The organism is Pseudomonas taiwanensis, from assembly GCF_013393345.1.
Classification (GTDB): domain Bacteria; phylum Pseudomonadota; class Gammaproteobacteria; order Pseudomonadales; family Pseudomonadaceae; genus Metapseudomonas; species Metapseudomonas resinovorans_C.
This window is the reverse complement of sequence record NZ_QJRF01000040.1, coordinates 169793-182990: the sequence shown is the minus strand read 5'-3', so window position 1 is coordinate 182990 and position 13198 is coordinate 169793. Positions and strand designations below refer to the sequence as shown.

General features: G+C 62.6%; 9 protein-coding genes. All 9 read left to right on the top strand.

Annotation, left to right across the window (positions count from 1 at the left end):
• Positions 1-2: 2 nt before the first annotated feature.
• Entirely contained in the window at positions 3-1241 is a 1239-nt protein-coding gene (locus tag DM872_RS06825) for a thiolase family protein (RefSeq protein ID WP_179058748.1), read from the top strand.
• An 11-nt stretch (positions 1242-1252) separates the two neighbouring features.
• The gene (locus tag DM872_RS06820; RefSeq protein WP_179058747.1) at positions 1253-2623 is read left to right on the top strand and encodes an NAD(P)/FAD-dependent oxidoreductase; all 1371 of its coding nucleotides are present in this window, start codon (positions 1253-1255) and stop codon (positions 2621-2623) included.
• Between the two features lie 72 nt (positions 2624-2695).
• A complete protein-coding gene (locus DM872_RS06815; protein ID WP_256873306.1) occupies positions 2696-3412 on the top strand; it encodes a hypothetical protein in 717 nt (238 codons plus the stop codon).
• A gap of 173 nt (positions 3413-3585) precedes the next feature.
• On the top strand, positions 3586-5079 hold the full coding sequence (locus tag DM872_RS06810; protein ID WP_179058746.1) for a flavin monoamine oxidase family protein: 1494 nt from the start codon (positions 3586-3588) through the stop codon (positions 5077-5079).
• A gap of 9 nt (positions 5080-5088) precedes the next feature.
• The gene (locus tag DM872_RS06805; protein WP_179058745.1) at positions 5089-5745 is read left to right on the top strand and encodes a c-type cytochrome; all 657 of its coding nucleotides are present in this window, start codon (positions 5089-5091) and stop codon (positions 5743-5745) included.
• A gap of 34 nt (positions 5746-5779) precedes the next feature.
• Positions 5780-6445: a hypothetical protein gene (locus DM872_RS06800; RefSeq protein WP_179058744.1), complete on the top strand. Its 666-nt coding sequence runs from the start codon at positions 5780-5782 to the stop codon at positions 6443-6445.
• A 321-nt stretch (positions 6446-6766) separates the two neighbouring features.
• The gene (locus DM872_RS06795) at positions 6767-8134 is read left to right on the top strand and encodes a DUF1329 domain-containing protein (protein WP_179058743.1); all 1368 of its coding nucleotides are present in this window, start codon (positions 6767-6769) and stop codon (positions 8132-8134) included.
• An 810-nt stretch (positions 8135-8944) separates the two neighbouring features.
• The gene (locus DM872_RS06790) at positions 8945-10036 is read left to right on the top strand and encodes an efflux RND transporter periplasmic adaptor subunit (protein ID WP_179058742.1); all 1092 of its coding nucleotides are present in this window, start codon (positions 8945-8947) and stop codon (positions 10034-10036) included.
• Positions 10033-13137: an efflux RND transporter permease subunit gene (locus tag DM872_RS06785; protein ID WP_179058741.1), complete on the top strand. Its 3105-nt coding sequence runs from the start codon at positions 10033-10035 to the stop codon at positions 13135-13137. Before DM872_RS06790 ends, DM872_RS06785 begins: the two co-directional genes overlap by 4 nt.
• Positions 13138-13198: the final 61 nt, after the last annotated feature.

The window sequence follows — 13198 nt, the reverse complement described above, 5'->3', positions numbered from 1 at the left end:
TGATGGAACCCATTTACATTGCCGGTATTGCCATGACCGAGTTCGGTCGTCATCCGGATCGCAGCCTCCAGGACTTGGCCCTGGAGGCGCTCAACGGCGCCTTGGCGGATTCCGGCGCGCAGCGCTCCGACATTGGTGCCGTCTTCTATGCCGGTATTACCAACGGTGCGTTGCAGGGCCAGCTGTCCATCCCGGGGCAGGTGATCATGAGCAAGATCGGCATCGAAGGGGTGCCGGCCTACAACGTCGAGAACGCTTGCGCTTCAGGCAGCACCGCCGTTCACCTGGCAGTGCAGAGCCTGCGCGCAGGCGCTACCGATGTGGCGCTGGCCCTGGGCTGCGAGAAGATGGTGGTGGCCGACAAGGCGAAGTCCTTCGCCCTGTTCGAAGCAGGGTGGGACGTCGCCCGCGCCGAGGAGAACTTCGCCATCCTGTCGAAGATGGGCGACGGCGTCGTGCCGCCGCCCGGCTCGGAGTCCGACCGTCCGTACAGCCGCTTCATGTCCATTTACGCCGGCTTCTGCCGTTGGCACATGAAGACCTACGGCACCACCCAGAGGCAGATCGCGGCGGTGTGCGCGAAGAACCACAACCACTCGGTGCACAACCCGTACTCCCAGTTCCGCAAGCCCTTCACCATCGAGGAAGTGCTAGCGGCGCCGCCGATCACCTACCCGATCACCCTGCCGATGTGCGCACCCATGACCGACGGCGCCGCCGCCGCGATCATCTGCACCGAGGCCGGTCTGAAGCGGATCGGAGCCGACCCCCGGCGCTGCGTGAAGATCGCCGCCAGCGTGATCCGCAGCTTTACCCTGCGGAGCATCGACGAGCCGGAGAAGCACGTCAGCCACCTAGCCGCGCTGCAGGCCTATGAGATCGCCGGCCTGGGGCCGCAGGACATGCATGTCGCCGAGGTTCACGATGCGTCCGCCATGGGGGAGATCATTCAGGCGGAGAACCTCGGACTGGCGCCCCTGGGGCTGGGCGGGGTCTGTGCCGAGCGCGGTGATTTCACCGTGGGTGGCCGAGTCCCGATCAATCCCTCTGGCGGGCTGGAATCCAAAGGGCACCCGCTTGGCGCAACCGGCATTGGCCAACTCTACGAACTGACCACTCAGTTGCGTGGCGAGGCGGGTGCCCGGCAGGTCGAAGGCGCGCGCCATGCAATCCAGGAAAATGGCGGTGGCCTTATCGGGGTCGAAGAAGGCGCCGTCGCAGTTCACATCCTGAGCCGATAGGAGAACGTGTCATGTCAGCACCCCGTCGAGACGCGGAAAACAAGACCAGCTGTGGAGTCGCGCATTTTCGTCGGCTCGGTGGGTGGGTGGAAAGGCCGGCTGACATGCAGCCAGAGCTGGAGGGTGATGTCAGCGCCGATGTGATCGTGGTCGGTGCTGGCTTTGCTGGACTGTCTACTGCATTGGAGCTGACTGCACTCGGTGCGAAGGTAATCGTCCTCGAGCAAGAATTTGCCGGCTTCGGCGCGAGTGGGCGCAATGCGGGCTATCTCGGTGGCAGCCTGGGGATCGAATTCGAATTCTTCGTCAACCGCGTCGGCATTGAGCAGGCGCGGAAGATCGTCAGCTTCTATGACGAGGGGGTCACCTACGTAGAACGCAGGCTCGAAGAGCTCGGCATCGACTGCGACTACAACCGATCAGGAAATATTCGCGTCGGCGTTCATCCCTCTCAGGAAAAGAAAATGCGCAAGGCCATGGAGCTTGGTCTGGAGCTCGGCTCCACGACGCAGTTCCTGGACAATGCCGACATGCGCGCGCGCGGTATCCCACCAGCCTTCCTGTTCGGTTATGCCCAGCAGCATGGCGGCACCCTGGACCCCGGCAAGTACGTGATGGGGCTGCGGCGCGCGGCGCTCCGGGCCGGTGTGAAGCTCTACGAGAACACGCCGCTGCTGTCCTACAGCGAAGGTCCGACCATCAGGTGTGCGACCAGGCGGGGCACCGCGAGCGCGTCCTATGTTGTGTTAGCCACAAACGCCTACACCCCGCAGCTCGGCCTTCTAAGGGACAAGGTGGTACCGCTACGGGTCTCGGCGATCGAGACGGAACCCCTGTCGGCAGCGCAACTGACCTCGCTGGGCTGGTCGGGCAGGGAAGGCTTGATCACCTCGCACTGGACGATGGAGAGCCATCGTCTGACCGCTCGCAACACGCTGGTCATCACAACGAAACGGCTCGGTTATGCGTATGGCTCGCAAACCCCAAATGTGCCGGATGAAGTCGCTTATCGAGAACTGGCGGTGGCGCTGAACGATCGCTTCCCAACCTTGCGCGGCCTCGGCATCCAGTCGAGTTGGAGCGGGTACGTCAGCATGGCTTATGACGCGCTTCCGGTTGTTGGTGAGACGGGCGCCCAGAAGAACGTCATTTATACCGCCGGGTGTTCCGGGCACGGCGTCGCCACCCAATCGTTGATGGGCTACCTGCTCGCCGAGCGAATTGGCGGTGTCGAGCATCCTCTGCTGGCCGCGTTGCGCCACAAGACGCCCTCGACCCTCCCTGAGCCCTTGCAGTGGTGCGCCGTCAAGCTGGCGCTGGGGGCGGCGAACCTGATGGACAACTGGGTGAATCGTAAGGTGCAGGGCGGCGCCGCTAACTGACCGAGAACCGGAACTGACGTCGCGGGAATCTCCGCACAGTTCCGAACACAACATTTCTGCTTGCGCGGAGCGATGATGAATAACAACTCAAAAGAGGCAGTGCGCGTCACCGCCTGGACCGCGATTCTGGGCGGCATCTTTGCCTACCTGAATGTCGGCTTCATGCTGATGGTCACCCAGGGTGATATGACCGTTTCACTGGACGGTGCGGCGATGCTGGCGTTCCCGGCAGAGATTCGAGAGTTTTTCCGGCTGTCCATGCTCGCCGACATTCTCGGTTTCTATCTGCCGGTGCTGGTGATCGGAGGCTACCTCTGGAGCGTCTTTCGTGAAGAGGCGGGCACCCTTGGGGATATCGCTGTGCTCGCCATCGCCCTCTACGTGGCCCTGGGTGTCATCGGCGCAGCCCTGCAACTTTCCGTGCTTAACCCGCTGGCCGACGCTCATGCGGCGGGTGGTGAAGCAGCCAAGGCAGCGGAAGTTGTCTGGACCAGCATCGCTGTCGGCAGCCAGAAAGGGCTGTGGTGGTGCGAGGGCCCGGTTGTGCTGTTCTGGGGACTGGTGGTCGGTGGCCATCTCAAGCGCGCGGGCTGGGGCCGGTCGGTGCTGCTGCCCCTCAGCTTCGTCGGCTGGTGCTTTGGCCTCTTCTTCCTGGCCGGGTTCTTCCCGCAACTGACCGGACTTTCGGCGGCCCTACTGGTCTTGGTCGTCCTGATCTTCCCGATGTGGATGATCCTGTTCGGCACGCAGTTGCTGCGCCGATCGACCTTCATACTCGCCACAGGGTGAACCCCAGGGCCAGGCCCCGAGGTTCGTTGAATTCCAATAAGCACATCGATCGCCAGGGCGCCCCGGTGAATCTCGCGGCATGCCATCGCCGGCCATTTTGGCTGTTCGCTGCCGTCTTTCCCATGCCGTAACAAGAACGACGACTTCAATAAAAAATACGTGAGGCTACGAGTATGGCGAACAAGCCCAACTCAAATTCTTCTCTCGATCTCAAGCGACGGCAGTTGCTGAAGCTGGCGGGTGCCACTGCAGCGATTGGTGGGTTCGGTCTGACCACAGGGTTGGCGCATGCCAGCGAGACGTCAGGTGACGCGATGGTGTCGACCGGGCAGGACGACGTGCTGGATGTCGTCATTATCGGTGCGGGGCTGGCCGGTCTGACCGCCGCCCGTGACCTGCAATTGGCCGGCAACCAGTCCTTCCTGGTTCTGGAAGCGAGGGATCGAGTAGGGGGGCGTACCCTCAATTACGAGGTGAATGGTTACGTCTCGGAAGTTGGTGGTCAGTGGATCGGGCCTGGTCAGACCGCCGTCGAAGACCTCGCGCGTCAGCTGGAGGTTGGCACCTTCCCGACGTTCTACGAAGGACGCACGGTCGTCATCGGCGGTGACGGTCGGCTGGAAGTCGATTTTCAAGGAACCTTCGGCACCGACATGACCGTGGCTGGCAAGCTGAGCGAGATGTCTCGCGAAGTCCCCTCGGGGGCCCCCTGGAAATCCCCCAGGGCTGCTGAGCTGGACAAGCTCTCGGTCGGAGACTGGTTGGCCCAGCAAAACATCAAGCCGGAGGATCGGTCCGGCTGGGATGCCAGCATGACGCTGACTGGTGGCGTCACCCCGGCCAAAATGGGGCTGCTGCATTTCCTGTCCATGATCAATTCGGCCGGTTGCGACTACGAAAAACTCGACTCGATCAAGGACAGCGCGCAAGGCACGCGTTTCGTTGGCGGCTCGCAGATCCTCAGCATCAAGATGGCCGAGCAATTGGGCGATAAGCTGCGTTTGCAGTGCCCGGTGCGGAAGATTTCCGACTGGGATCGCGAGGTCGTGACCCTGCACACGGACCAGGGGGCGATTCGCGCGCGTAAGGTCATCGTGGCCATCCATCCGGCCCTGTGCAACCGGGTGCAGTTCGAGCCGGCCCTGCCGGCGGCGCGTGCAGCACTGCAACGTGCCTGGCCCGCGCATTCGCCGGCACGCAAGATGGCCATGGTGTATTCCCGGCCGTTCTGGCGGGACAAGGGCTTGAACGGGCACATCATGATGATGGATGGCCCCATTATTTGGGCCTGGGACAACTCGCCGCCCAATGGCGAGATCGGCATCATCAATGCCTTCCTCTCCAACGCCAATCTGCCCTCGGATCATGAAACGGCCAAGCGCACGCTGACGGAAATCTTCGCCGACGTTTGGGGCGACGAGGCGCTGCAGCCCGTGGTGTACCACGACCAGGACTGGGGGCGTGATGACCCCTGGACGCTAACCTGCGTATCCGCCATCCCGCCGGGCTTCTGGACCACCCATGGCGAGGCGCTGCGGCCACCCTGCGGCAACCTGATCTGGTCCGGTACCGAGACCGCTGATATCTGGGCCGGCTACATGGATGGCGCCGTGCGTTCGGGCCACCAGAGTGCCCTGCAGGCGCTCAACGCGCTGCGTCGGGCATAGGAGGCGAAGATGAAGAAATTGATAGCGGTGGCTGTAGTCGTGGTCCTTGCCGGGCTGCTGGCTTTTTACGGTCGGGATGCCCTTGATCTCTATCGTCTGATGGACCACATCAGCACTTCCACAGAGGCCAAGGAAGCCGACGGCGGCCCATGGCCACGACTGAGCGATGCCTGTGTAGGTTGTCATGGTGTTCAAGGCAAGTCGCAGCATCAGGGGTATCCCAGCCTGGCTGGTCAACCTGCTACCTACCTGGCCAACCAACTGCGTAACTTCGCCAGTGGCGCGCGGGCCAATCCGAACATGGGGCCGCTGGCTATGACCCTGAGCGAGGCCGACGTCCAGCAGTTGGCGGCGTACTTCGCCAAGCAGTCGGCTGCGCAAAACAGCTCCTTCAAGGCTGATCCCGTGCTGCGGGAGAAGGGGCAGAGGCTGGCGTTGAACGGAGGCTGCGCGGCGTGTCACGGCGAAGGGCTGATGGGGCGCGACCAGTTCCCGCGGTTGGCCGGACAGGGGCATGACTACCTGCTGGCCCAACTGAATGCCTTTGCGGAAGGGAGGCGCAAGGATTCGACGGGCGCGATGACAGCCATCGTCTCGACCTTGTCCGCGGATGATCGTCAGGCACTTTCCCACTATCTCGCAGCGCTCGTCCCTGTGGCGAAGTGAACGATCGGTAGAGTATTTGATAGAGGTTATTGCTATGGAAATTAAGGAAGTTCTTGCGCTGCTTTCTAGCGTTTTCTTGATCACTTGCGGTGTGGTTTACGGCCTCAAGTATGTGCGCATTCGGAAGAACTATCTGCTCGGATTTGAGTGGCTGATCGTGGCCTTCTCTGCTTCGAATCTACTGCTATTCCTTGTGACGGGGTTCAAGGTTGGCTACAGCATCTCTTTCTTCCTCGATGCCTTTTCCCGCGCTTTCGGTGTCCCGATTGTGGCCACGCTTGGCCTGATGGCGGTCACCCATAACTACAGGCCTTCGGTTACCAAGGACATCATGATTTTCGGGGTCACCTTCGCCGCCACTTTCGTGCTGGTACTGGCCGACTTCGTTAAAGGGCTGCTGCCGTATTTCTACCTGATCATGTGGGCCTGCTACACCCTCTATCTCTGCTATTTCACTTGGCGTCTGCTGCGCGCCGGCGAGTTCATGCATGCACTGCTCAATGCCTTGACTACGGCGGCTGCTTTGGCCGTGGCGGTCGTCTATGACTTCCTCCCAATCCCGGGGGACGAGGACAAGATGGAGTTCATGATCTACGCCCTGACCGTTTGGGGTTGCCAGATAATCCAGCAGTACTACGCCTACGGCGCGCTGGAGCGGGCGAAGAACAATTCGTTTCAATCGTTTGTCCACGCCAGGTAAGTGACCTGGAGTCTGACGGTAGTGAGCCACCATTGTCTGGCGGCTCACTACACAGCACCAACTTGTCCCCGTAAGAAACGCTCCACTTCATGCTGGCGATACCTTTGTACGGCAACGATATCGTTGTTGTCAGAGCCTGGGTTTTAACGATCGCCCCATCGGAAGCAGACAGCCCTTTTTCATCAGTTCAATGGATTGAGCGGAGTGCTGATTCCTACATGCCTCCCCGGAAGTATGTGATTGACGTGCGAGGGGGGCGTGCAGGTATTCAGAAACTCCAGCGCTTACTCACGAAGCACAACAACAAGAGGTAGCGAAAGCATGGGAAAGATGGTCTTTTCAAATTGTTCGCTGGCGCTGAGCCTTGGCCTGATCGGTCAGTTCGCCCTGGGGGCGGTCAGTGTCGAGCAGGCCGCCCAGTTGGGCGCGTCGCTCACGCCTCTGGGAGCCGAAAAGGCGGGTAATGCCGCGGGTACCATTCCCCCTTGGGACGGGGGACTGTCCAGCGGTGCCGGCAACCGAGATGCCGCGGGATTTCTCAGCAACCCCTTCGCCACAGAGCAGCCGCTGTTCACTATCACCGTGCAGAACATGGCGCAGTACCAGGACCACCTGACGCCTGGGCAAATGGCGATGCTCAAACGCTATCCAGGCACCTACCAATTACCGGTCTACCGTAGCCACCGCTCCGCCAATGCGCCTGACTTTGTCTATCAGGCGGCCAGGGAGAATGCGACAAGAACCAGAATGGTGGACGGCGGCAACGGTCTGGAGAACTTCTCCACCGCGATGCCCTTTCCCATCCCGCAGGATGGCCTGGAAGTAGTGTGGAACCACATCACCCGCTACCGTGGCGGCAGCGCCAAGCGCAGCCATGTGCAGGCCACTCCGCTGGCCGATGGCAGTTTTGTGCCGGTGCACTTCAAAGATCAGTTCACCTTCCGTGATCGCGTTGCCGACTTTGATCCGGCGAACCCAGGAAACGTGCTGTTCTATTACAAGCAGTTGGTGACTGCTCCGTCGCGTCTGGCTGGTGATGTGCTGCTGGTGCACGAGACCCTCAACCAGGTCAAGGAGCCGCGCCTGGCGTGGCTTTATAGCGCCGGGCAGCGACGCGTACGCCGTGCGCCGCAGGTCTCCTATGACGGTCCCTATCCGGCTGCTGACGGCCAGCGTGTCGCCGACAACCAGGACATGTTCAACGGCGCACCGGATCGCTATGAGTGGAAACTGGTCGGCAAGCGCGAAATCTACATCCCCTACAACAGCTACCGGCTCGACGGGGCGGACCTCAAGTACAGCGACATCATCAAGCCCGGGCATATCAATCCCGAGCTGACCCGCTACGAACTGCATCGCGTCTGGCAGGTCGAGGCGACCCTCAAACCAGGCGAGCGGCATATCTATGCCAAGCGGGTCTTCTTCGTCGACGAGGACAGCTGGCAGATTGCGTTGGCCGATCATTACGACGCGCGTGGCGCCCTCTGGCGCGTCGCCGAAGGCCACCTCTCACCGATGTACGACCTGCAGATCCCCTGGCTCGGCACCGAGGCGCTGTATGACCTGATCAACGGCCGATACATCGTGTCCGGCATGCACAACGAGGAGAAAAAGGCGCTGCAGTTCGGCTTCACCTCCAGCGCCGCCGAGTACACCGCCGCCGCACTGCGAAGCTCAGGCATTCGCTGACGACTACTCCATAGTGGGCTACAAGCCCGCTCCTTTTTGCCGCCCTTCGGGGCGGTTTTTTTTCGGTTCTTCGCGGAATGTCGGGGGGAGAGGTCTGTTCACACTGGATTGGCAATGTTGCGCGAGCGCCGTTGTCTGAAACCAAGCCTGCGGATGTTGCCCTCTCTCCCGCCCCCGCTCTGCGCCCCAGCGGGATCGCTTCGCGCTCAGTCGTTCATCGGCACCGGAAGCGATGATTTCGAAAGCGTGCCTCTTTACCCCTGAAGAAGAGAGGGGTGACTCGCGCCGGGGAGTCCACGCAGTCCTGGATTCCTGTACGGACCTGAAATGACGCAATGAAGGTGACGCCGCGCGAACTGCTCCGTCAGGGCGGGCGAGCGGAATGGATCGTCCCTCGCGCCGTACTCCCGGAGCGACGATGCTGGGCGGGGACGCCGAGTTCGGAGGCAGGGGCCAGCCCTTTGGTTCCTTTTTAGAGGACGGGGGGCCATCCGTCGATTGAGAAAGGGACTCGCCCGGACAGGCGAAACAGACACCCGCAGGCCACGCGGGAATGAGCCAGGCGCCAATGCCTGATACCGGACTACCGTTCCGTTGCCGAGCTCTGGAGCAGGGCTAATTTCGTCTGATGAATATTAATAATAACGTGTGTTGTGTTAAATTTATCCGGGATTACCGTTCAGCAAAACACCACAGGCTTCAGAGGTTCGTGCCATGAAAGGCTCTATCGATTTTCAGCGCCGCACGCACAGAACTCCAGGAGTGCGTGCGTCGCTCAGTACTGCTCGTGCTTGAGCAAGGAGACCCGAGATGAAGCTACTCAAGACATTCCTGTTCTGCGGTTATACCTGCAGCCTGGCTATGGCACTGACGGGGTGTCAGGAAGAAATACAAACGACAGAGGCGCCGCGTCCCGTCCGCACGGTCATCGCGAAGTCTGTCTCAATCGGCGATGAGGTCGCCCAGACGGGCGAGATCCAGGCGAATGTCGAAACCAACCTCGGCTTCCGCATCGACGGCCGCGTCGCGACCCGTGCCGCGGAGATCGGCATGAGTGTCGTCAAGGGGCAGGTTCTGGCGACACTCGATCCGAACGACGTCCAGAACGAAGTGCTGACCGCCGAGGCCGAGGTGAAGAGTGCCGAGGCGGCGGAGGGATTGGCGAGGTCGGAGCTCGATCGGCAGCGCACCCTCTTCGCGAAGCAGTTCGTCGCGCGTGCGCGGGTCGAGGAAGCCGAGGCCAACTGGCGCGCCGCCAACGCCAAGCTCAAGGTCGCCAGAACGGGACTGCAGACCGCCCGCAACAAGCTGACCTACACAGAGCTCCGTGCGCCCGACGACGCCATCGTCAGCGCGGTACTGGTCAATGCCGGGCAGGTCGTCGATGCTGGCCAGCCGGCGATCAAGCTGTCTTCCACCCATGAACGCGATGCCGTCTTCAACGTGTCCGAGCGGATCTACACCAGTGTGCCCTCCGACGTGCAAGTCGAAGTGGCGCTCCTCTCCGATCCCTCGGTCAAGGTGATCGGCCGGGTCCGCGATGCGAGTCCAACCGCGGACCCGGCGACCCGCACCTACCGCGTCCGTATCGCGCTGCCCGACGCCCCCGTTACCATGGCGCTGGGCGCCACGGTAAGTGGACGCCTGATCCTGCCCGGTAAGTCGCTCATCATCCTGCCGTCCTCGGCCTTGACGAGCGAGGCTGGCAACGCTGCGGTGTTCGTGGTCCAGCCCACCAGCCAGGAGCTTGTCCGCAAACCGGTGGTGGTGGCGCGCTACACGGCGACGCAAGCGCTGGTCGAGTCCGGGCTCAGCGAAGGCGATGCCGTGGTCACCGCGGGTGTGAGCAAACTCAGGCCCGGCCAGAAAGTCACCTACGATGTCGGCGAGGTGGCCAAATGAGTTCGAACAAGGCAGGTCCGGAAGGGCAGGGCGGCTTCAATCTCTCGGCCTGGTCGATCGCTCAAAAGCCGCTGATCTTCTTCCTCATGCTGATCACGCTGCTCGGCGGCGCGATGAGTTATTCGAAACTGAGCCGCAACGAAGACCCGGCCTTCACCATCAAGACCATGGTGGTGGCCGCTCGCTGGCCCGGCGCGAACATCGACGACACGACGAAGCTGCTGACCGATCGCCTGGAGAAGAAGCTCGAAGAGATCCCCTGGCTCGACCGGCTCGACAGCTACACGCGCCCGGGCGAGACGGTGATCATGGTGAACCTGCGCGACGATGCGCCGGCAGACATCGTCCCCGACGCCTGGTACCAGGTGCGCAAGAAGATGGCCGATATCGCCGCGACCCTCCCCAGCGGGGTCCAGGGTCCGTTCTTCGACGACGAGTTCGGCGACACCTATGGCCAGATCTACGGGTTCACGGCCGAGGGATTCTCGGATCGGGAGTTGCGCGACTACCTCGAGGGCGTGCGTGCGGAATTGCTGCGCATCCCGAGCATCGGCAAGGTGCAGCTCCTGGGCGTGCAGGAGGAACAGATCGCCGTCGAATTCTCCCCCAGCCTGCTGGCCGCCTTCGGGCTGGACGAGCAGGCGGTGCTGAGGGCCCTGAGCGCTCAGAACGCTGTCAGCCCCGCCGGAACAGTGCGCCTGGCGGACGACAAGATCGCTCTGCGCGTGAGCGGCAGCTTCGTCTCCGAGGAGAGCCTACGGACCATGACGCTGCGGGCGAACGACCGGTTCGTGCCGCTGACTGAGCTGGCTACTATCCGGCGTATCCCGGCCGACCCGCCATCGCCGCAGTTCCGCGTCAACGGCGAGAAGGCGCTCGGCGTCGCCATCTCCATGGCCTCCGGCGGCAACCTGCTCGAATTCGGACAAGCGGTGCGGGACCGCATGGACGAGGTGAGGAGGGCGTTGCCCCACGGCATCGAGATGCTCCAGGTCGCCGATCAATCTACCGTTGTCAAGCAGGCCGTGAGCGGTTTCCTGAAGGTGCTGGCCGAAGCGATTGCGATCGTGCTCGCTGTCTCGTTCCTCTCGCTCGGCGTCCGCGCCGGCCTCGTCGTCAGCATCTCGATTCCCTTCGTCCTGGCTCTGACCTTCATCGGCATGGAGCTGACTGGCATTGGCCTGCAGCGCATCTCGCTCGGTGCGCTGATCATCGCCCTTGGCCTGCTCGTCGACGACGCGATGATCACTGTCGAGGCGATGATTGGAAAGTTGGAGGAGGGCTGGAGCCTCAAGCGAGCGGCGAGCTTCGCCTACGACTCGACTGCCTTTCCAATGCTGACGGGCACGCTGGTGATGATCGCCGGCTTCATCCCGGTCGGATTCGCCGCTTCGAGCGCGGGTGAATACTGCTATTCGATGTTCATGGTGGTATTGATCTCGCTGTCCGCATCCTGGGTGGTCGCCGTCCTTTTCTCGCCCTTGCTCGGCACCTTGCTCCTGCCGAAATCCTTACCGAATCATGGCCATGGCAACGGCCGGATCATGGGGCTCTACCAGCGTGCCTTGTCCTGGGCCCTGGGACATCGCGCGATCACGCTTGCCGCGGCTGGCGTCGCCTTCGCGCTGTCGCTTGTCGCCTCGGGCCAGCTCGAACAGCAGTTCTTCCCGCCCTCCGACCGGCCGGAGCTCCTGGTCAGCCTGACGCTGCCGCAGAACGCGTCGCTGGAGGCGACGGAGCGGGAGGCGCTGAAGCTCGAGAAGCTGCTCAAGGAAGACCCCGGTGTCGATCTGTTCTCGACCTATGTCGGTTCCGGTGCGATCCGCTTCTACCTCCCTATGGAGGTGCTACTGCAGAACGACAATGTGACCCAGGCGGTGGTGGTGACCAAGGGCATCAAGGAGCGTGACGCACTGCAGGCCAAGCTCGCCGGGCTGTTCAAGACGGAGTTCCCGGGGCTCATCGCGCGGGCGACACCTCTCGAGCTCGGCCCGCCGGTTGGCTGGCCCCTCAAGTACCGCGTCACGGGGCCCGACCAAAGCAAGGTGCGCGACCTGGCCGGACAGCTCGCCAACCTGCTCTCGACCAACACGGATACCCGCGAGGTGCATCTGCTGTCGGGCGAGCCGCAACGGAGCGTCATCGTCGCCATCGACCAGACGCAGGCACGGGCGCTGGGGCTTTCCTCCGAGGAGATCGCCAGTGCCATGGCGTCGATCTTCTCTGGCACGACCGTGACCACCGTGCGCGACCAGGATCGTCTCGTTGACGTGATCGTTCGCGCGCAAATCGGTGAGCGCACGAACCTCGCGACCCTGGCCAACCTGCAGATCCGCTCGGCCCAGGGGCTTGCCGTCCCGCTGTCGCAGATTGCCAGGCTCAGCTACGGCGTCGAGGATCCGATCATCTGGCGGAGGCAGCGTCTCCCGCTGGTCACCGTTCAGGGCGACGTTCGTGAGGGCGTCGAGGCGGCGACCGTCGTGCAGGCGCTCGCGCCCGCCGTCGCGCAATTTGCCGCCGGCCTGCCCAAGGGCTACAAGGTCGAAACCGGCGGCGCCGTCGAGGAAGCCGCGAAGGGGAGCGCCTCGCTGGCCGCCGTACTGCCGGTGACCGCACTCGTGATGTGCGTGCTGCTGATGCTGCAGCTGCGCAGTTTCTCGCGGATGTTCCTCGCCCTGGCGATGGCACCGTTCGGCCTGATCGGAGTGGTCCTGGCCATGCTGCCGACCGGAACGCCCATGGGCTTCGTGGCGCAGCTCGGCGTCATCGCCTTGGTCGGCATGATCGTCCGCAACGCCATCATCCTCATCGAGGAAGTGGACATCAATGTCGGCGCGGGCCGGTCGCCACGCGAGGCCATCGTGCACGCCGCGACGCACCGGGCACGCCCCATCGTGCTGACGGCCTGCGCGGCGATCCTCGGCATGATTCCCATCGCGCCGCAGATCTTCTGGGGGCCGATGGCCTTCGCGGTGATCGGCGGGCTCGCCATCGCGACGGTCGTGACCCTGACGGTCCTCCCTTGCGCCATTTCCCTCCTGCTGCAATGGGAGACAGGTCGGTGCAGTCGGCTAGAGCCCGAGCCCTTGCAACATACATAATCGGGCATCAGTTTCGGCACAGTGTTCAGACATGATTGGCAGGTCTCACTGTGCTGCATCT

Bases quoted from the DNA above. Each gene is read 5' to 3' on its own strand.
- DM872_RS06795 (WP_179058743.1), top strand. From the start codon at position 6,767: ATGGGAAAGATGGTCTTTTCAAATTGTTCGCTGGCGCTGAGCCTTGGC.
- DM872_RS06805 (WP_179058745.1), top strand. From the start codon at position 5,089: ATGAAGAAATTGATAGCGGTGGCTGTAGTCGTGGTCCTTGCCGGGCTG.
- DM872_RS06800 (WP_179058744.1), top strand. From the start codon at position 5,780: ATGGAAATTAAGGAAGTTCTTGCGCTGCTTTCTAGCGTTTTCTTGATC.
- DM872_RS06825 (WP_179058748.1), top strand. From the start codon at position 3: ATGGAACCCATTTACATTGCCGGTATTGCCATGACCGAGTTCGGTCGT.
- DM872_RS06790 (WP_179058742.1), top strand. From the start codon at position 8,945: ATGAAGCTACTCAAGACATTCCTGTTCTGCGGTTATACCTGCAGCCTG.
- DM872_RS06820 (WP_179058747.1), top strand. From the start codon at position 1,253: ATGTCAGCACCCCGTCGAGACGCGGAAAACAAGACCAGCTGTGGAGTC.
- DM872_RS06785 (WP_179058741.1), top strand. From the start codon at position 10,033: ATGAGTTCGAACAAGGCAGGTCCGGAAGGGCAGGGCGGCTTCAATCTC.
- DM872_RS06810 (WP_179058746.1), top strand. From the start codon at position 3,586: ATGGCGAACAAGCCCAACTCAAATTCTTCTCTCGATCTCAAGCGACGG.
- DM872_RS06815 (WP_256873306.1), top strand. From the start codon at position 2,696: ATGATGAATAACAACTCAAAAGAGGCAGTGCGCGTCACCGCCTGGACC.